Origin of the sequence: Pantoea trifolii (assembly GCF_024506435.1) — a bacterium.
Lineage (GTDB): Bacteria > Pseudomonadota > Gammaproteobacteria > Enterobacterales > Enterobacteriaceae > Pantoea > Pantoea trifolii.
The window spans coordinates 1,300,330-1,318,230 of sequence record NZ_JANIET010000001.1 but is presented as its reverse complement, the minus strand read 5'-3'; the positions used below and the strand labels follow the sequence as shown (position 1 = coordinate 1,318,230).

18 protein-coding genes are annotated in these 17,901 nt (G+C 58.2%); 9 read left to right on the top strand and 9 right to left on the bottom strand.

The genetic code is table 11. The features are described from left to right. Positions 1-32 precede the first annotated feature (32 nt). Genes bioD through bioB form a run of 4 tightly spaced genes read right to left on the bottom strand, consistent with a single transcriptional unit; the run spans position 33 to position 3,623 of the window. Positions 33-704: a dethiobiotin synthase gene (bioD, locus tag NQH49_RS06085; protein ID WP_256695965.1), complete on the bottom strand. Its 672-nt coding sequence runs from the start codon at positions 702-704 to the stop codon at positions 33-35. Next, positions 701-1,456 carry a malonyl-ACP O-methyltransferase BioC gene (gene bioC, locus NQH49_RS06080; RefSeq protein WP_256695964.1) on the bottom strand — a complete coding sequence of 252 codons (756 nt, stop codon included), beginning with the start codon at positions 1,454-1,456 and terminating at the stop codon, positions 701-703. Before bioC ends, bioD begins: the two co-directional genes overlap by 4 nt. Beyond that, on the bottom strand, positions 1,440-2,591 hold the full coding sequence (gene bioF, locus NQH49_RS06075; protein WP_256695963.1) for an 8-amino-7-oxononanoate synthase: 1,152 nt from the start codon (positions 2,589-2,591) through the stop codon (positions 1,440-1,442). Before bioF ends, bioC begins: the two co-directional genes overlap by 17 nt. Further along, positions 2,592-3,623, bottom strand: a complete 1,032-nt coding sequence (gene bioB, locus NQH49_RS06070) for a biotin synthase BioB (protein ID WP_256695962.1) — start codon at positions 3,621-3,623, stop codon at positions 2,592-2,594. 88 nt (positions 3,624-3,711) lie between these two features. On the opposite strand from bioB, the gene bioA reads away from it, so the two are divergent. Both bioA and NQH49_RS06060 read left to right on the top strand, forming a co-directional pair. Continuing rightward, positions 3,712-5,007: an adenosylmethionine--8-amino-7-oxononanoate transaminase gene (bioA, locus tag NQH49_RS06065; RefSeq protein WP_256695961.1), complete on the top strand. Its 1,296-nt coding sequence runs from the start codon at positions 3,712-3,714 to the stop codon at positions 5,005-5,007. Between the two features lie 29 nt (positions 5,008-5,036). Then, on the top strand, positions 5,037-5,513 hold the full coding sequence (locus NQH49_RS06060) for a kinase inhibitor (protein WP_256695960.1): 477 nt from the start codon (positions 5,037-5,039) through the stop codon (positions 5,511-5,513). Between the two features lie 751 nt (positions 5,514-6,264). Here NQH49_RS06060 and pgl read toward each other — a convergent pair. Next, positions 6,265-7,257, bottom strand: coding sequence for a 6-phosphogluconolactonase (gene pgl, locus NQH49_RS06055; RefSeq protein WP_256695959.1), 993 nt, complete (start codon positions 7,255-7,257; stop codon positions 6,265-6,267). A gap of 148 nt (positions 7,258-7,405) precedes the next feature. On the opposite strand from pgl, the gene NQH49_RS06050 reads away from it, so the two are divergent. Further along, on the top strand, positions 7,406-8,224 hold the full coding sequence (locus tag NQH49_RS06050; RefSeq protein ID WP_256695958.1) for a pyridoxal phosphatase: 819 nt from the start codon (positions 7,406-7,408) through the stop codon (positions 8,222-8,224). A 32-nt stretch (positions 8,225-8,256) separates the two neighbouring features. Here NQH49_RS06050 and modC read toward each other — a convergent pair whose 3' ends face one another. The 4 genes from modC to NQH49_RS06030 all read right to left on the bottom strand — a co-directional run bounded on the left by modC (position 8,257) and on the right by NQH49_RS06030 (position 11,064). Then, entirely contained in the window at positions 8,257-9,315 is a 1,059-nt protein-coding gene (gene modC / locus NQH49_RS06045) for a molybdenum ABC transporter ATP-binding protein ModC (protein ID WP_256695957.1), read from the bottom strand. Further along, the gene (gene modB / locus NQH49_RS06040) at positions 9,315-10,007 is read right to left on the bottom strand and encodes a molybdate ABC transporter permease subunit (protein WP_176971419.1); all 693 of its coding nucleotides are present in this window, start codon (positions 10,005-10,007) and stop codon (positions 9,315-9,317) included. The genes modC and modB overlap by 1 nt, the downstream gene beginning before the upstream one ends. After that, on the bottom strand, positions 10,004-10,777 hold the full coding sequence (gene modA / locus NQH49_RS06035) for a molybdate ABC transporter substrate-binding protein (protein WP_256695956.1): 774 nt from the start codon (positions 10,775-10,777) through the stop codon (positions 10,004-10,006). Before modA ends, modB begins: the two co-directional genes overlap by 4 nt. A 128-nt stretch (positions 10,778-10,905) precedes the next feature. Next, positions 10,906-11,064 carry an AcrZ family multidrug efflux pump-associated protein gene (locus NQH49_RS06030; RefSeq protein ID WP_007890616.1) on the bottom strand — a complete coding sequence of 53 codons (159 nt, stop codon included), beginning with the start codon at positions 11,062-11,064 and terminating at the stop codon, positions 10,906-10,908. 118 nt (positions 11,065-11,182) lie between these two features. Between NQH49_RS06030 and modE the strand changes: the two genes are divergently transcribed. The 6 genes from modE to gpmA all read left to right on the top strand — a co-directional run bounded on the left by modE (position 11,183) and on the right by gpmA (position 17,853). Next, positions 11,183-11,965: a molybdenum-dependent transcriptional regulator gene (modE, locus tag NQH49_RS06025; RefSeq protein WP_256695955.1), complete on the top strand. Its 783-nt coding sequence runs from the start codon at positions 11,183-11,185 to the stop codon at positions 11,963-11,965. A gap of 76 nt (positions 11,966-12,041) precedes the next feature. Then, entirely contained in the window at positions 12,042-13,514 is a 1,473-nt protein-coding gene (modF, locus tag NQH49_RS06020) for a molybdate ABC transporter ATP-binding protein ModF (RefSeq protein WP_256695954.1), read from the top strand. A 215-nt stretch (positions 13,515-13,729) separates the two neighbouring features. Beyond that, the gene (gene galT / locus NQH49_RS06015; protein ID WP_256695953.1) at positions 13,730-14,773 is read left to right on the top strand and encodes a galactose-1-phosphate uridylyltransferase; all 1,044 of its coding nucleotides are present in this window, start codon (positions 13,730-13,732) and stop codon (positions 14,771-14,773) included. Beyond that, positions 14,774-15,922: a galactokinase gene (galK, locus tag NQH49_RS06010; RefSeq protein WP_256695952.1), complete on the top strand. Its 1,149-nt coding sequence runs from the start codon at positions 14,774-14,776 to the stop codon at positions 15,920-15,922. Then, positions 15,916-16,950: a galactose-1-epimerase gene (gene galM / locus NQH49_RS06005; protein ID WP_061717349.1), complete on the top strand. Its 1,035-nt coding sequence runs from the start codon at positions 15,916-15,918 to the stop codon at positions 16,948-16,950. Before galK ends, galM begins: the two co-directional genes overlap by 7 nt. A 150-nt stretch (positions 16,951-17,100) precedes the next feature. After that, positions 17,101-17,853 (top strand): 2,3-diphosphoglycerate-dependent phosphoglycerate mutase, encoded by a 753-nt coding sequence (gene gpmA / locus NQH49_RS06000; protein WP_256695951.1) that lies wholly within the window; start codon positions 17,101-17,103, stop codon positions 17,851-17,853. The last annotated feature ends 48 nt before the right edge of the window (positions 17,854-17,901 follow it).

The window sequence follows — 17,901 nt, the reverse complement described above, 5'->3', positions numbered from 1 at the left end:
GCCAGGTCGCCATGAATGGCGACCTGGGTTATTTATTGCGGCAACCTCAAATAACGCCCACATTCGGCCTGCTCGGCCTCATCGCTAAGGTGCGGAATCTCACCAAGGAACGGCGCATGAATGCGCTGACGCAGCGTAGCCATATACTCCTGATGGCGTTTGCCGGGCGGTTGAATATCATTGGCAATCCAGCCCGCAAGGCGCAATCCGCGCGCTTTAACCGCTTCGGCGGTGAGCATCGCATGGTTGATGCAACCCAGTTTCACGCACACCACCAGAATTACCGGCAACTGCTCGGCTTCCACCCAATCGGCGTACGTTTGCGTTTCCGACAGCGGCGTAAACCATCCGCCTGCGCCTTCAACTAGCACCCATTCCGCCTGCTGCTCTAGCGCGCGCAAGCCTGCTGAAAGCGTGGAAAAAGTAATCGGTCGGCCCTCTTCCGCGCTAATGATATGCGGCGAGGTCGGCTCAACAAACGCCAGCGGGTTCACCTGCTCATAGCTTAACGGCAAGCTGCTGTAGCGCTGTAACGCCAGCGCGTCGCTGTTGCGGATGCCTTGCGGCGTGATCTCGCAGCCGGAAGCCACCGGCTTGTAGCCTGCGGTGCGTAAACCGGCGGCGCTCGCCGCCTGCAGCAGCGCGCCGCTGGCCACTGTTTTGCCCACTTCGGTATCGGTTCCGGTAATAAACCAGCGTGTCATTTGCGTAAAACTCCATACATCAGGTGATAACTCAGGCGATAACCCGCCTCGTCCTGCGGCCAGTGCTGCTCAAGTTGTGCCAGCTGAGCGCGCGTCAGTACGCTGGCGCCGCGTCCGTCGTGCAAATGCGTGGCACCAATGCCTTTCAGCGAGCGCATGGCGCTGAGCGCACTGGGAAAATGCAGCGTGATAACCTGCTGCTGCTTAGCGATCGGCAGCGTCGCGGTGGCCGTGTCAAACTGCGCGGCGCTGAGGAAACGATTGGCGTGCTGACGACCATCCAGTTTTGCCCACGCGTGATGCACTTCGTGCAGCGATCCGTCGAGCAGCGTGGAAAACAGCACCGTGCCGCCTGGCCGCGTGACGCGTAAAAACTGCAGCAGCGCGGTGTGCAAGTCGCTGCTCCACTGCACCGCCAGATTGCTCCACACGCCGTCAACGCTGGCATCTGGTAGCGGCACCGCATCAATATCGCCCAGCAGATAGTGCTGCGCCGATTGCTGATCGCGCGCGGTTTGCAACATGTTGGGCGACAGATCAAGCGCCGTCAGCGTGCGCCCGCGATCGCGCCAATAGCGGCTATACCAGCCGGTGCCGCAACCAGCATCCAGCAGGTGCGGGCCAAAACCGGCGGGCGCCAGCGCCAGCAGCGCATCACCGCTCAGCCGCTGTAACTGCGCGTGCTGCTCGTAATGCGCAGCCGCACGACCAAAGGCGTTTGCCACGGCCTGCTTGTTAACCTGCAGCGTCATATAGCGCCTCCAGCAGACGATCAATATCATCGGTATGATGCGCAGCGGTGAGCGTGATGCGTAGCCGCGCGGTGCCCGGCGGCACGGTCGGGGGACGAATGGCGCTGACCCAGCAGCCGGCCTGCGCCAGCCGCTGTGACAACGCCAGCGCCGCGCTGTTTTCACCGACGATCAGCGGTTGGATGGCGCTTGCAGAGGCACCTAATTGCCATGGCAAATCGGCGGCGCCCGCACGGAAACGCGCGATGTGGCTGTGCAGTTTTTCACGCAGCGCATCGCCTTGTTGAATCTGCCGCAGTGCCGCCAGCAACGCGTAGCACTGCGCCGGTGGCATCGCGGTGGAGTAGATCAGATGGCGTGAAAACTGCTCGACGTAATCGGCAGTGGCGTCATCGCACAGCAGCGCCGCACCGCTGACGCCAAACCCTTTGCCGAAGGTGACAATCAGCAGTTCCGGTTTGACCTGCTGCTGCCAGCAGCTGCCGCGCCCTTGCGCACCAGTGACGCCAATGCCGTGCGCATCATCCACCAGCAGCCAGCCGTTGCCGCGCCGCGTCTGTTCAGCAATCTCGGCCAGCGGTGCGCTGTCGCCATCCATGCTGAACACGCCTTCGGTCACCACCAGCGTGCCGCCATCCGACGGCGTTGCCAGCAGCTTCGCCAGACTTTCCGGCTGATTGTGGGCAAAACGACGCAGGCTGGCGGGGCTGTGGCTGGCGGCATCCAGCAGTGAAGCATGCGCTAGCTTATCGGCGAAGATGCGATCCTGCTTTTCCGCCAGCAGATGGATCACCGCCTGATTGGCGGCAAATCCCGAAATGAACAGCAGCGCGCGCGAATAGCCCAGCCAGTCCGCCAGCTCCGCTTCGAGCTGCGCATGATGGCGGCTGTAGCCGGTGACATGACCGGATGCGCCCGCACCCGCGCCCGTCTCGGCCGCGCCCTGCTGCCAGGCAGCGATCACCGCCGGATGCTGACTCAAGCCGAGATAGTCATTGCTGGAGAAGTGGCGATAACGCTGCCCTTCGAGCGTAATTTCCCGCACGCTGTTGTGCTCAACGGGACGCCGCAGCCGCCAGCCATCCGCGGCGCGCCGCGCCGCCAGCGCCTCATCAATACGTTGTGACCAGCCCATTTACACAGCCGCGTTATAGAACTGCTCGGTATCCGCGTGCAACAGCTGCTCGCTGAGCTGATACTGCTGCTCGTTGTCACCGGCGGTTGTCGCGGTATGCTCCGGATTCAGGCCCAGTTTGCGGAACAGAATCAGATCTTTATCCTCTTCCGGGTTTGGCGTGGTGAGCAGCTTGCAGCCGTAGAAGATTGAGTTTGCACCGGCCATAAAGCACATTGCCTGCGTTTGCTCGCTCATCTGCTCGCGACCGGCTGAAAGGCGCACGTGCGAGGATGGCATCATAATGCGCGCCACCGCGATGGTGCGGATGAAGTCGAACGGTTCCACGTCGTCGTTATCGGCCAGCGGCGTGCCCTTGACCTTCACCAGCATGTTGATCGGTACGCTCTCGGGTGGCGTTGGCAGATTCGCGAGTTGCACCAGCAAGCCCGCGCGATCCTGCACCGTTTCACCCAACCCCACGATGCCGCCGGAACACACTTTGATGCCCGCGCCGCGCACTTTATCCAGCGTATCCAGACGTTCCTGATAGCTGCGCGTGGTGATGATGTTGCCGTAGAACTCTGGCGAGGTGTCGAGGTTGTGGTTGTAGAAATCAAGCCCGGCTTCGGCGAGACGTTGTGCCTGGCTGCCATCTAGCGTGCCGAGCGTCATGCAGGTTTCCATGCCCATCGCTTTCACGCCCTGCACCATCTGCTGCAAGTACGGCATGTCGCGCTCGTGCGGATTTTTCCACGCCGCGCCCATGCAGAAGCGGCTCGATCCCGCCGCCTTGGCTTTGCGCGCCGATTCCAGCACCGCATCCACTTCCATCAGACGTTCTGATTCCAGACCGGTTTTGTAGCGTGCGCTCTGCGGACAGTATTTACAGTCTTCCGGACAGGCGCCGGTTTTGATCGATAGCAGCGTGCTGACCTGCACCTGGCGTGGATCGAAATGTTGACGATGCACTTGCTGCGCTTCAAACATCAACTCAAGGAAAGGTTTATCGAACAGTGCCTGAGCTTGTGTCAGTGTCCAGCGGTTTGCCATTGCTTACTCCAGAAAAAGGGGGTTCATCCCGACGATTAACGTGGTTATACTTGTAAACTAAATCTTTTTAAAATGGTTTACAACTCGCATGTTCACTCAGGACGACCTCAACTTTGACCGCCAGCATATCTGGCATCCCTATACGTCGATGCGCGATCCCCTGCCCTGTTATCCGGTTGTCGCGGCGCACGGCTGCCAGCTGCAGCTGGCCGATGGACGTGAACTGGTGGACGGCATGTCGTCGTGGTGGGCGGCGATCCACGGCTATAACCACCCGCGCCTCAATCAGGCGCTGCAGCAGCAAATGACGCAGATGTCGCATGTGATGTTTGGCGGCATTACCCATCCGGCGGCGGTGGAGCTGAGTCGTCAGCTGGTTGCCATGACACCTGAGGCGCTGGAGTGCGTGTTCCTCGCCGATTCAGGTTCGATCGCCGTCGAAGTGTCGATGAAAATGGCGCTGCAATACTGGCTGGGACGCAACCAAACCCGACAAAAGTTCCTCACGCTGAAGCGCGGCTATCACGGCGATACCTTTGCCGCGATGTCGGTGTGCGATCCGGAGAATTCGATGCACAGCCTGTGGCGCGGTTATTTGCCGGAACATCTGTTCGCCCACGCGCCGCAGTGCGCTTTCGATGATGCGTGGAATGAGGCGGATTTCGCCGATTTCGCGCAACTGGCCGAGATCCACCATCGCGAGATTGCGGCGGTGATTCTTGAGCCGATTGTGCAAGGCGCGGGCGGCATGCGTTTCTACCATCCGCGCTATCTGCAGCAGGTACGCGAGCTGTGCGATCGCTACGGTTTGCTGCTGATTGCCGATGAGATCGCCACCGGATTTGGCCGCAGCGGCAAACTTTTTGCCTGTGACCATGCGGGCATCACGCCAGACATTCTCTGCCTCGGCAAAGCGCTGACCGGCGGCACCATGACGCTCTCCGCCACGCTGACCACGCGTGACGTCGCGGATACCATCAGCCGCAGCGCTGCGGGCTGCTTTATGCACGGCCCCACCTTTATGGGCAATCCGCTGGCCTGCGCGGTGGCGGTGGAAAGTCTGAAAATGGTGAATGAAGGGCATTGGCAGTGGCAAGTGGCACAGATTGAACAGCAGCTGCGTGCCGAGCTGCTGCCGCTGCGCGGTCATCACGCGGTGGCCGACGCGCGCGTGCTGGGGGCGATTGGCGTGATCGAAACCCATCAGGCGGTGAACATGGCGGCGTTGCAGCACTTCTTCGTGGAGCGCGGCGTGTGGATTCGTCCGTTTGGGCGATTGATTTACCTGATGCCACCTTATCTGATTTCTGCCGCCGAACTGACGAAACTGACGCAAGCGGTCGGTGCGGCACTGGATGTTGCGGCGCATTTCCACCATGATTGAGGGCACTGCACAACCAATAAGGAGCGATCATGCGCGTAGTTAGCCAGGATTTTAACGACGGCGATAAAATGCCAGAGCGACACGTTTTCAACGGCATGGGTTACCAGGGCGACAATTTGTCACCGCATCTGGCGTGGGATGATGTGCCGGCGGGCACCAAAAGCTTTGTGGTCACCTGCTACGATCCCGACGCACCAACCGGTTCCGGCTGGTGGCATTGGGTGGTAGCGAACATTCCGGCAGAAGTCACCGAGTTGCCGCAAGGTGCCGGTTCCGGCGTGGCAGAACTGCCGGAGAGCGCCATTCAGACGCGCACCGATTTTGGCCAAACCGGCTATGGCGGCGCAGCGCCACCGCAGGGCGAATCCCATCGCTACATCTTTACGGTGCATGCGCTGGACACGGATAAGATTGAGGTAGACGAAGGCGCGAGCGGTGCAATGGTAGGCTTTAACGTGCATTTCCATGCGCTGGCCAGTGCGTCGATTACGGTGAAGTACGCGTAATAAAAAAAAGGTCGCCATGAATGGCGTAATGCCGCTCAGTTAAGCCTGGAGCGACTTTCGTTCGCCATTTGCTAAGGTAGTTGCAGCACCTTTGTGCGGCGACCGAGCAGAGGACGCCTGGCCGCGCCCTCTGCACTCCCGGGCCTTGCGCCAGCCCAACCCGCCGCTGCGCGGTACCTTCACTCATTCACGATTCCTGACGGACCGGCGGCGATTCGCTCCTGCTTAGCGCCACCTCTCGCCGCATCCATGCGGCTCGCCCTGGAATCCCTCACTCGTTCAGCGTTTTGGGATGTCGCCTCAACACCCGCCCTGCAGCAGTCGTGTGTATTCTTAACTCAAAATCGCTATAAATCCCGTAGGGTTGCCATTCATGGCAACCTGGTGCGCATAAATGCACACCCTACGAAAAAACCAATTCGGGCACTGTTATCACAGGCGGCGGTGTTGAGCGCCATTCGCAGCGCCGAGCGCAGAGTGACGGCCAGGATGAGCCGACAGGACGTCGGCGAAAGCGCGGCATGAGCCAGGAAGGCGAATCCGCGCGGTCCGTCAGGCCGGAAGGATAAGCGAGGGAACAGCGAGGACGGCGCAGGCGCGGATTGCTAAGGTCCGCGCCTTCGGACCTTAGCCCGGCCGCCTGCTTTTGGCATTCTGAAACTGCCAGATGCTTAGCGGGCGGAATCCCTGCGATGTCAGCACACTGCTTATCTGACATGCATTACGCCATGAATGGCGACCCTACGAGATATCACAGCTGGTGGATAACCACCCACATTGGGCCTTGTCCTACCGCGTAACGCGCCAGCGGATTAAGCAGGCCGCGCTCCTGAATCTTATACACTTCTATATGGTGCGATTTCTGTCCCGCTGCCACCAGATATTGACCGCTGTGATCAATATTGAAGCCGCGCGGCTGGGTTTCCGTCGGCTGGTAGCCTTCAATCGCCAATACCGAACCATCTTCACTGATGCTGAACACCGTAATGGTGCTGCTGGTGCGGTCGCAGGCATAAAGGAATCGGCCATCCGGCGTGATGTGGATGTCCGCCGCCCAACGCGTATCGCTGAAATCCTTCGGCATCATGTCGAGGCTCTGCACGCGCTCAACCTGGCCGTGCACATTGTTCAGCGCCCAGACATCGACGCTGCTATCCAGTTCGTTCACCACGTAGCCATACGCGCCGTTCGGGTGGAAAGCCATGTGACGCGGACCCGCACCTTCAACGGTGGTGACCTGCGCTTGTTCACGCGGGGACAGCGTACCGTCTGCGTTGAGTTGATACAGGCAGATGCGATCCTGCTTCAGTGCCGGAACAAACAGCGTTTGGTTGTTCAGGTCGATATTGGCGGAGTGGCAGCCGTCCAAGCCGCTGATCACCTGACTCGGCGCTTGCGGCAAACCCTCGCTGCCAATCGGGCTGATGCTGACGCAGGCATCATTGTACGAGCCGCAGAACAGATAATTGCCGTGACGATCGGTGGAGATGTGGGTTGGGCTGCCCGGCAGCGGCGCTTCACCGGCCAGGCTCAGCGAACCGTCGGCCGCAATGCGGAACGCCAGCACGCGAAAATTCGGACGAACACCTACATAGAGGAAATCTTTCTTCGGGCTCACCACCATCGGCTGCACCTGGCCGGCAACATCCGTTACCTGCAATAACGTCAGTGCGCCATCTTCCTGCAACTGCCAGGCATGAATCTGCTGGCTCTCGGGACTGGCGGTATACACGACTTGTTTCATGCGTTTTCCTTATTCGCTGCCTGATGAAAGGGATAACTGTAGCGCGTTTCATTTTGTCGCGCTGGATTCATTTGTGCCCTGTTTTTTGTCTCAGGGCCGCTGCCGGGTGTAGACTCAATGCTTTGCCAACTCCCGGACGGAAAGTGTAATGAGCTACCGCGTAATCGCCCTTGACCTCGACGGCACCCTGCTGACCCCGAACAAAACCATCTTGCCTGAATCCATCGAAGCGCTGGCCCGCGCGCAACAGGCGGGCGTGAAAGTGTTGATCGTTACCGGTCGCCACCACTGCGCTATCCACCCTTTTTATCAGGCACTTAAGCTGGATACACCCGCAATCTGCTGTAATGGCACCTATTTGTATGATTATCCGGCGAAACAGGTGCTGGCCGCCGATCCGCTGGATAAAAGCAAAGCCGCGCGTGTGATTAAGATGCTGGATGAGGAGAACATCCACGGTCTGCTGTATGTCGATGATGCGATGCTCTACCAGACGCCAACCGGCCATGTGACGCGGACGCTTAACTGGGCGCAATCATTGCCGGAAGCGCAGCGTCCGCTGTTCCTGCAGGTGCCAAGCCTGGCGCAGGCGGCGATTGACGCTGATTCGATCTGGAAATTCGCGCTGTCGCATCCCGACACGCGCGCGCTGCAGCAGTTTGCCGAACGAACCGAAGCCGAACTCGGTCTGGCGTGTGAATGGTCGTGGCACGATCAGGTGGATATCGCCAAAGGCGGCAACAGCAAAGGCAAGCGTCTGGCGCAATGGGTTGAAAGTCAGGGCTTTAGCATGCAAGACGTGCTGGCGTTTGGCGACAACTACAACGATCTCAGCATGCTGGAACAGGTGGGATTAGGCGTGGCGATGGGCAATGCCGATGACGCCATCAAATCGCGCGCCAAAAAAGTGATTGGCACCAACCTGGAGCCGGGTATCGCCGAAGTGATTTATCAGGAAGTATTGTAATCCGTAGGGTCGCCATTCATGGCGACCGCTTGTTATGCCGCTATCGACACGCTCTTAATCTGCGCATACAGCCACTGATCGGGACGAATCCCCAACTCATCGCGCGCCCACGGTGAAATGCGCGCCCATAACTCGCTGATGCCAATACGCAGCTTCACTTCCACCTGATCGTCAATCTCCAGCAGCTCAACCACCTGCGCCGGCAAAATATTGCGGATCGAAGTATTGTGCGGCGGCTGCAAGGCCAGCGACACATCGGCCGAGGCGATACGAATACGCAGCGGCGTTTTCAGCGGCTGATTCACCCGGCTCACCCAAATATGCTGATCGCCCAGCGACAGCGCGGTCATCGGGTAATCGGGATGCTGCTCCAGCACCTGCACGCGCAGCACGCTGGTGCGCTCGGCGAGCGGCAGCCACGGACGCATCGCCGAACTGCTCCACACTTTCTCCAGCGGACCAAAGGCTTTCACCTGGCCGGCATCCAGCACCAGCACGTTGTCCGCCAACTGCAGGATTTCATCGAGGCTGTGCGACACATAAAGAATCGGAATATCGACCTGCTTTGCCAGCTTTTGCAGATAGGGCATCAGCTCACGTTTGCGCGGCAGATCGAGCGATGCCAGCGGTTCGTCCATCAGCAGAATATCGGGCGCGGTCAGCAAAGCGCGGCCAATTGCCACGCGCTGTTTTTCACCGCCCGAAAGCGACGCGGGAAAACGCGTTAGCAGCGACTCTAAACCGAGCAGCGCCACCAGCGCGTTGAACTGCGGCTTCATTGAGGGCGACATGCCGTATTGCAGATTGCCGCGCACGCGATAGTGCGGGAACAGTCGCGCATCCTGAAACACATAGCCGATACGGCGCTTCTCTGGCGGCAAATTCACGCGCGTGGCCGAATCGAACAGCAGGCGATCGTTTAACTCGATGCGCCCGCTTTGCGGCTGGGTTAATCCGCCAATCGCGTTAATTAATGAGGTTTTGCCCGCACCCGACACGCCGAAAATGGCGGTGATGCCGCTGGCGGGAATGTTGACGTTGACGTCGAGCAGGTGATCGCCCAACTGCTGAGAAAGCTGCAGATTTAGCATTATGCCGCTCCCAGCCGTTTACGGCCCCAGCGCGCCAGCAGCTCAGACGCCACCAGCGACATCAGCGCTAACGCTATCGCCACCGCACAAAGTCGCGCTGCGGTGCCTTCCGCACCCGGCGTCTCAATCAGGGTGAACATTGCCGACGGAATGGTGCGCGTCTCGCCGGGAATGTTGGAGACAAACGTGATGGTGGCGCCAAATTCGCCCAGCGAACGGGCGAAGGCCAGCACCGTGCCGACAATAATGCCTGGCAAGGTGAGCGGTAGTGTGATGGTGAAAAACACGCGCCAGCGCCCGGCACCCAGCGTACGGGCGGCCAGCTCCAGTTTGGTATCCACCGCTTCCAGCGCGAGACGAATCGCGCGCACCATTAGCGGAAACGCCATCACGGCCGAAGCGATCACCGCGCCGCGCCAGCTAAAGGCAAAGGTGAAGCCAAACCAGTCATACAGCCATTCGCCGATAAAACCGCGACGGCCTAAAGCGATCAGCAGCAGATAACCCACCACCACCGGCGGCAGCACCAGCGGCAAATGGACGATGCTGTCCAACAGGGTTTTGCCCGGAAAGCGGCAGCGCGCCAGAATCCAGGCCATTAGGATGCCAAACGGCAAGCTGCAGATCACAGCTACACAGGACACTTTCAGGCTGAGAAAAACGGCCTGCCATTCGGGATCGCTCAATATCATTTCTTCGGCGTGAATCCATACTGTTTAAACACGGCAGCGGCATCCGGCCCCTGCAAATAGTTGTAGAAGGCTTCTACCGTTGCGTTCTGATGTTCTTTGACAATCGCCATCGGATATTCCACTGGCTTGTGGCTATCTTCCGGGAATCGTCCCACGACCTGCACGTTTTGGCTGGCCACCGCGTCCGAACCATACACGATGCCGTACGGCGTTTCATTACGCTCAACCAGCGCCAGCGCGGCACGCACATTATTAGCCGGCGCTAGCTGCGGGGATAAAGCGTCCCACGCGCCGAGTTTTTGTAATGCTTCTTTGGCATAAATGCCAGCGGGCACGTGATCCGGATCGCCCACCGCCAGACGCTCGCCTTTCAGCAGGCTTTTCCAGTCGGTTTTGCTGTCAATGGTGACCGCTTTAGCCCCAGCGCTTTTCGGCGCAATCAGCACCAGATCATTGCCGAGCAGCGTATAGCGCGTGCTGGTCACCACGCTGTTTTTCGCCACCACATCGTCCATCCACTGCTGATCGGCAGAGATGAACAGATCGGCCGGTGCGCCCTGATCAATCTGGCGCGCCAGCACCGAAGAAGAGGCAAAAGACGAGACCACTTCTACGCCACTTTTCTTCTGATACTGCGTCGCAATCTCCTGCAGCGCATTGGTCAGCGACGCCGCCGCGAACACGGTAATTTTTTCTGCGGCCACGGCGTGACCCGCCAACGAAACACCTAAAACGGTTGCAGCAGCCCAGCGGTAATTGATTGTTGGCATTTGTTGCTCCTCATTACGTTATATATTTGATAATACAACGTACGCACAAATGCGTCATGAGCTTTATATCGGCAGGATTTTACGGAAGTTCAGAAACAAAACGCCCGCAGGAAGCGGGCGTTGAGAAATTAGTGTTGTGAGCTGTTGGCAGGACGATCGTCGCGGCGGCCAAATTTTGAGATGACGTTGAAAACTTCACCCAGGCCGTAAATCAGACCGAGCATAATAGCCATCACAATCGGCACCATGATGATAGCCACAGCCAGGCTTTTTAACAGTTCCAGCATGGAAACCTCACGCAGAAAATAAAAAAGTGATTGTAACGTTTAGCGAAAAAAACGCACTGCCCTTTTCGTGCTTTTACTTTTAAGCAGTAAACTGAGCTGATTAACCTAAGGAGCTGACATGCAGGCAGAACTTTCTCTCCATATTCGTCTTCAGCAAAAGCTGTTTGCCGATCCGCGTCGCATCGAATTACTGAAACGCGTGCAGCAAACCGGCTCGATTAGCCAGGGCGCGAAACTGGCGGGCATCAGCTACAAAAGTGCCTGGGATGCGATCAATGAGATGAATCAGCTGGCCGATCAAACGCTGGTGGATCGCGCGACTGGCGGCAAAGGCGGCGGCGGTGCGCAGCTTACGCGTTATGGCGAGCGCTTGATTCAGCTGTTCCAATTGATGGAGCAAATTCAACAGAAAGCCTTCAATGCGCTGCAAAACGACAGCTTGCCGCTCGACAGTTTGCTGGCAGCGATTGCGCGCTTCTCGCTGCAAACCAGCGCGCGCAATCAGCTGTTTGGTACGGTGCTGGCCAGCGATCATCAGCAGATACAGCAACACATTGAGGTGCTGCTTGCCGATGGCGTGACGCGCCTGCAGGTGGCAATTACCGCCCGCAGCGCTGAACGCCTGCAACTCGACAGCGGCAAAGAGGTGCTGGTGCTGATTAAAGCACCGTGGATTCACGTCAGTCACGCCGCCGATAGCAGCGATAATCAGCTGGCCGCGCAGATCAGCGCGATTGAGCCTGGCGATCAGGTCAGCGAAGTATTGATGGCGTTGCCGAGCGGCGAAACGCTGTGCGCGACCGTCAGCAATGACGCGGTGAAACAGCAGAATCTGCAGGTTGGCGCCAGCGTCACCGCCAGTTTTAATGCCGAACACGCCATCATCGCCACACTGCTCTGAAATCCACGCCATGATTTGACTTCGCTTGCATCGCTGGCTAAAACTGAGCAGCACGATGCATAAAACGGAATAAATCATGGCTTCATTGCAAATTTCGCAAGGCACGTTTCACCTTAGCGACACCCGAGCACTCTCCCTCAACGATTTAATTCTCAACAGCGGCGAAAGCTGGGCGTTCGTCGGCGCCAACGGCAGCGGCAAGTCATCGCTGGCGCGCGCCCTCTCCGGCGAGTTGCTGCCCGGCAAAGGCAACGTGCAGCAGGATTTTCAGCGCCGCACGCGTCTTTCGTTAGAGCAGCTGCAAAAACTGGTCAGCGATGAGTGGGAACGCAATAACACCGATCTGCTGAGTGAAGGCGAAGACGATACCGGCCGCACCGCCGCGCAAATCATTCAGGACGAAGTGAAAGATGAGGTGCGCTGTCAGGCGCTGGCGCAGCAGTTTGGCATCACTTACCTGCTCGATCGTCGCTTCAAATATCTCTCCACCGGCGAGACGCGCAAAACGCTGCTGTGTCAGGCGCTGATGGCGCAGCCGGATCTGCTGATCCTCGATGAACCTTTCGATGGGTTAGATGTGGCGTCGCGCGCCAGCCTGGCGCAAACCCTCAACGATTTGCATCAAAGCGGTTATAGCGTGGTGCTGGTGCTCAATCGCTTTGATGATATTCCTGAGTTTGTCGAGAAGGTTGGCGTATTGGCGGAATGCACGTTAACCCACGTGGGCGAGCGTCGCGCGATTCTGGCTGAAGCGCTGGTGGCGCAGCTGGCGCACAGCGAAACGCTTGATGGCATGGCGCTGCCGGAAGCGGATCAACCCGATCAGCTGCCGCAGCTGGCCGAAGACGCGCCGCGCGTGGTTCTGCGCAATGGCGTGGTGTCGTACAACGATAAAGCGGTGATTGATGGCCTGAACTGGCAGGTTAATCCCGGCGAACACTGGCAAATCGTGGGGCCGAACGGCGCGGGTAAATCTACTCTGCTCAGTTTAGTGACCGGCGATCATCCGCAGGGTTACAGCAACGATTTGACGCTGTTCGGCATCCGACGCGGTAGCGGTGAAACCATCTGGGATATCAAGCAGCATATCGGCTACGTCAGCAGCAGCCTGCACCTCGATTATCGCGTCAGCTGCAATGTGCGCACCGTGGTGCTCTCCGGCTTCTTTGACTCGATTGGTGTGTATCAGGCGGTGTCCGATCGGCAAAAAGCGCTGGCGCGTCAGTGGCTGGCGTTGCTCGGTATGGATAATCAGCTGGCCGATGCGCCGTTCCACAGTTTGTCGTGGGGACAGCAGCGGCTGGTGTTGATTGCGCGCGCGTTGGTGAAGCATCCTACGCTGTTGATCCTCGATGAACCGCTGCAAGGGCTGGATCCGATTAACCGCCAGCTGGTGCGTCGCTTTGTCGATGTGCTGATTGGCGAAGGTCGCACGCAGCTGCTGTTTGTTTCCCACCACGCCGAAGATGCGCCGCAGTGCATCACTCACCGCCTGAGTTTTGTCGCGCAGGAACAGGGTTACGGTTTTCTGCAAGAGTCGCTGCGTTAAATAGCGGTCGCCATTAATGGCGACCCTACGAATGTAACCGCTACCATTTCATCGCCTGGTAATTCAACAAACACACGCAACAACCCCACAAAATGAGAATCGTCACCTTGTGTAAACGATACCATTTATCCAGACTGGATCACGCTTTCACGCTGGTCTTTGTGCTACTTTGATCAAAATCATTTTTATCTGTTTGCCGTTTACCAGGACTCATCATGGAAAAATTTAACCCGGTCGATCATCCGCATCGCCGTTATAACCCATTGATCGATCAATGGGTGCTGGTCTCACCCCATCGCGCTAAGCGTCCGTGGCAAGGTGCGCAGGAAACCCCGGCGCTGGAGCAACTGCCGGCGCACGATCCTGACTGCTTCCTCTGTGCGGGAAACACCCGCATTACCGGTGACAAAAACCCTAACTATAAAAGCACTTACGTGTTCACCAATGACTTTGCCGCGCTGATGACCAACACGCCAGATGCACCGCAGAGCGACGACCTGTTGATGCGCTGCGAAAGCGCGCGTGGCACCAGCCGGGTGATCTGCTTCTCGCCGGACCACAGCAAAACGCTGCCGGAGCTGCCACTGAGCGGACTGGAAGATATCGTGCGTACCTGGCAGGAACAGACCGCCGATCTCGGCCAGCACTATCCGTGGGTGCAGGTGTTTGAAAACAAAGGTGCGGCGATGGGTTGCTCCAACCCGCATCCGCACGGTCAGATTTGGGCCAACAGCTTCCTGCCGAACGAAGCGCAGAAAGAAGATGATCATCAGCGTCACTATTTTGCCGAAAAAGGCACGCCGATGCTGGTCGATTACGCGGCGCGTGAGATGAGCGATGGCAGCCGCACGGTGGTGGAAACCGAACACTGGCTGGCGGTGGTGCCGTGGTGGGCGGCGTGGCCGTTTGAAACCTTGCTGCTGCCGAAAGCCCATGTGAAACGCATCACCGATCTCACCGAGCCGCAGCGCACCGATCTGGCGCTGGCGCTCAAGCAGCTCACCAGCCGCTACGACAACCTGTTCCAGTGCTCTTTCCCCTATTCGATGGGCTGGCACGGCGCGCCGTTCAACGGCGAAAGTAACGATCACTGGCAGCTGCATGCGCACTTCTATCCACCGTTACTGCGTTCAGCCACGGTACGCAAATTTATGGTTGGCTATGAAATGCTGGCCGAAACCCAACGTGATTTAACGGCGGAACAGGCAGCTGAACGTCTGCGTTCTGTCAGCGATGTCCATTTCCGCGAGGCGCAATAAATGTCATTAAAATCCATTACTCAACAGGTATTCGCTGACACCTTCGGCTATCCAGCCACGCACAGCATTCAGGCGCCGGGCCGCGTCAATCTGATCGGCGAACACACTGATTACAACGATGGCTTCGTGCTGCCGTGCGCCATCGATTATCAAACCGTGATCGCCTGCGCCAAACGCGACGATCGTCAGGTGCGCGTGATTGCCGTCGATTACGACAATCAGCAGGATAGCTTCTCGCTGGATGCGCCGATCGAGCCGTTGAAAGAACCAATGTGGGCCAACTACGTGCGCGGCGTGGTGAAACATCTGCAGAAACGCGATGCCAGCTTTGGTGGCGTCGATATGGTGATCAGCGGCAACGTGCCACAAGGCGCGGGCCTGAGCTCTTCGGCGTCGCTGGAAGTGGCGGTCGGCACCGTATTCCAGCAGCTGTATGCGTTGAACCTCGACGGCGCAGCGATTGCGGTGAACGGTCAGGAAGCGGAAAACCAGTTTGTCGGCTGCAACTGCGGCATCATGGATCAGCTGATCTCCGCGCTCGGTCAGCCGGATCACGCCATGCTGCTGGATTGCCGCACGCTCGGTACGCGCGCGGTATCGATGCCGGAAGATGTCGCAGTGGTGATCATCAACTCCAACTTCCGTCGCAGCCTGGTGGGCAGCGAATACAATACGCGTCGTGAACAGTGTGAAACCGGCGCGCGCTTCTTCAATAAGCCGGCGCTGCGCGATGTGACGCTGGAAGAGTTCGAAGCCTCAGCAGGCGAACTGGATGCGTTGGTAGCGAAACGTGTACGTCACGTCATCACCGAGAATGCACGCACGCTGGAAGCAGCCGATGCGTTAAGCGCTGGCGATTTGAAACGTATGGGCGAACTGATGGCTGAATCGCACGCCTCGATGCGTGACGATTTCGAAATCACCGTGCCGCAAATCGATCAGCTGGTTGAGATTGTGAAAGCACAAATCGGCCCGCGCGGCGGCGTGCGTATGACCGGTGGCGGCTTTGGTGGCTGCATCGTGGCGCTGATGCCGACCGATCTGGTCGATGCCGTGAAAGCGGTGGTGGCCGAGAAGTATGAGGCGCAAACCGGCATCAAAGAGACTTTCTACGTGTGCAAAGCGTCCGCAGGAGCAGGCCAATGGTAAGTGATGTGAATTCCCACGCGCCAGACGGGCAACCGTGGCGCATCACCGTGCTGCGCAATCGCAACGGCATGGTCGCGACCTTTATGGATTGGGGCGCGACCTGGTTGTCAGCGCGCGTGCCCATGTTGGATCACAGCGTGCGTGAAGCGCTGCTCGGCTGCGCCACGCCGTCTGATTATCTGCATCAGGATGCTTATCTTGGCGCGACCATTGGCCGCTACGCAAACCGCATCGCCTCGGCCGAACTGAAGCCGCTTAATCTGTTGCTGGCGGCGAATCAGGGCGCACATCAGCTGCACGGCGGACCGGAAGGTTTCGATAAGCGTCGCTGGCAGATCCTCAGTCAGAGCGAAAGCGAAGTGCACTATCGCCTCGATTCGCCGGATGGCGATCAGGGCTATCCCGGCAATTTAATCGCCGATGTCATCTATCAACTTGATGATGATAATTGCCTGTCAATTCGCTACGAAGCGCAAACCGACAAGCCCTGCCCGGTCAACCTGACCAACCATGCTTACTTTAATCTTGATGCGCATCATGGTGATGCGCGCCAGCATCGCTTACAACTGCACGCCGATCGTTACTTGCCGGTGGATAGCGAAGGGATTCCTAACGCGCCGCTGAAAGAGGTAGCGGGAAACAGTTTTGATTTCCGCCAGCCGAAGCGCGTCGCTGATGAGTTCCTCGCCGATGACGATCAAAAAGCGGTGAAAGGCTATGACCATGCCTTTTTGCTCAACACCGCTGGCGACAGCAGCCAGCCTGCGGCCCATTTGTGGTCTGCGGATGGCAAGCTGGAGCTGAGCGTGTTTACTGCCGCCCCGGCACTGCAGTTCTACAGCGGCAACTATCTGGCGGGAACACGCGCCCGTGAGCAGGACAGCTATACTGCTTTCCAGGGCATCGCTCTGGAGAGCGAATTTTTACCGGATTCGCCCAACCATGCAGAGTGGCCGCAGCCCGATTGCTGGCTGCAACCCGGCGACAGCTGGCAGTCCGTGACGCGTTATCGCTTCACGCCGCACTGAGCCACCGGATGAAAAACGCGCACTGCGCTGCCGACAGGCTTACGCCGTGCGTTGTTTTCCGCTATGGTATGGCGCTATTAGTGAGCCGCTTCTCAGCGGCCGCAGCCGGTTTCAATACTAATCGTAAATCGAGCATTAAGGAGTAAAGCTATGGCCGTAACTAAGCTGGTACTGGTGCGACACGGCGAAAGCCAGTGGAACCAGGAAAACCGCTTCACCGGATGGTACGACGTTGATCTGTCTGACAAAGGTCGCACTGAAGCCAAAGCAGCCGGTCAGCTGCTGAAGAAAGAAGGTTTCGTGTTTGATTTCGCTTACACCTCAGTGCTGAAGCGCGCTATCCACACCCTGTGGAACGTGCTGGATGAGCTGGATCAGGCTTGGCTGCCGGTTGAGAAAACCTGGCGTCTGAACGAGCGTCACTACGGTGCGCTGCAAGGTCTGGATAAAGCTGAAACCGCCGCAAAATACGGTGACGAGCAAGTGAAACAGTGGCGTCGTGGCTTTGCCATCACTCCACCAGAGCTGGATCGCGCTGATGAGCGTTTCCCTGGCCACGATCCGCGTTACGCTTCACTGACTGACGCGCAGCTGCCAACCACCGAAAGCCTGGCGCTGACCATCGAACGCGTGATTCCTTACTGGAACGAAAGCATTCTGCCGCGTATTAAGAGCGGTGAGAAAGTGATTATTGCTGCACACGGCAACTCACTGCGTGCGCTGGTTAAATACCTCGACAACCTGAGCGAAGACGAGATTCTCGAACTGAACATCCCAACTGGCGTGCCATTGGTGTATGAGTTCGACGAGAACTTCAAGCCGCTCAAACGTTACTATCTGGGTGATGCTGACGAGATCGCTGCGAAAGCCGCAGCCGTAGCAAACCAGGGTAAAGCGAAGTAAGCGACCGCTGAAACGCAAAAAGGCCAGACGCAAGTCTGGCCTTTTTTA

Excerpts from the sequence above, each read along its gene's own strand:
- modB (WP_176971419.1), bottom strand. The coding sequence starts at position 10,007 with ATGATATTGAGCGATCCCGAATGGCAGGCCGTTTTTCTCAGCCTGAAA.
- bioD (WP_256695965.1), bottom strand. The coding sequence starts at position 704 with ATGACACGCTGGTTTATTACCGGAACCGATACCGAAGTGGGCAAAACA.
- modE (WP_256695955.1), top strand. The coding sequence starts at position 11,183 with ATGCAGGCAGAACTTTCTCTCCATATTCGTCTTCAGCAAAAGCTGTTT.
- modF (WP_256695954.1), top strand. The coding sequence starts at position 12,042 with ATGGCTTCATTGCAAATTTCGCAAGGCACGTTTCACCTTAGCGACACC.
- NQH49_RS06060 (WP_256695960.1), top strand. The coding sequence starts at position 5,037 with ATGCGCGTAGTTAGCCAGGATTTTAACGACGGCGATAAAATGCCAGAG.
- bioC (WP_256695964.1), bottom strand. The coding sequence starts at position 1,456 with ATGACGCTGCAGGTTAACAAGCAGGCCGTGGCAAACGCCTTTGGTCGT.
- pgl (WP_256695959.1), bottom strand. The coding sequence starts at position 7,257 with ATGAAACAAGTCGTGTATACCGCCAGTCCCGAGAGCCAGCAGATTCAT.
- bioB (WP_256695962.1), bottom strand. The coding sequence starts at position 3,623 with ATGGCAAACCGCTGGACACTGACACAAGCTCAGGCACTGTTCGATAAA.
- NQH49_RS06030 (WP_007890616.1), bottom strand. The coding sequence starts at position 11,064 with ATGCTGGAACTGTTAAAAAGCCTGGCTGTGGCTATCATCATGGTGCCG.
- bioF (WP_256695963.1), bottom strand. The coding sequence starts at position 2,591 with ATGGGCTGGTCACAACGTATTGATGAGGCGCTGGCGGCGCGGCGCGCC.
- NQH49_RS06050 (WP_256695958.1), top strand. The coding sequence starts at position 7,406 with ATGAGCTACCGCGTAATCGCCCTTGACCTCGACGGCACCCTGCTGACC.
- gpmA (WP_256695951.1), top strand. The coding sequence starts at position 17,101 with ATGGCCGTAACTAAGCTGGTACTGGTGCGACACGGCGAAAGCCAGTGG.
- modA (WP_256695956.1), bottom strand. The coding sequence starts at position 10,777 with ATGCCAACAATCAATTACCGCTGGGCTGCTGCAACCGTTTTAGGTGTT.
- galK (WP_256695952.1), top strand. The coding sequence starts at position 14,774 with ATGTCATTAAAATCCATTACTCAACAGGTATTCGCTGACACCTTCGGC.
- galT (WP_256695953.1), top strand. The coding sequence starts at position 13,730 with ATGGAAAAATTTAACCCGGTCGATCATCCGCATCGCCGTTATAACCCA.
- bioA (WP_256695961.1), top strand. The coding sequence starts at position 3,712 with ATGTTCACTCAGGACGACCTCAACTTTGACCGCCAGCATATCTGGCAT.
- galM (WP_061717349.1), top strand. The coding sequence starts at position 15,916 with ATGGTAAGTGATGTGAATTCCCACGCGCCAGACGGGCAACCGTGGCGC.
- modC (WP_256695957.1), bottom strand. The coding sequence starts at position 9,315 with ATGCTAAATCTGCAGCTTTCTCAGCAGTTGGGCGATCACCTGCTCGAC.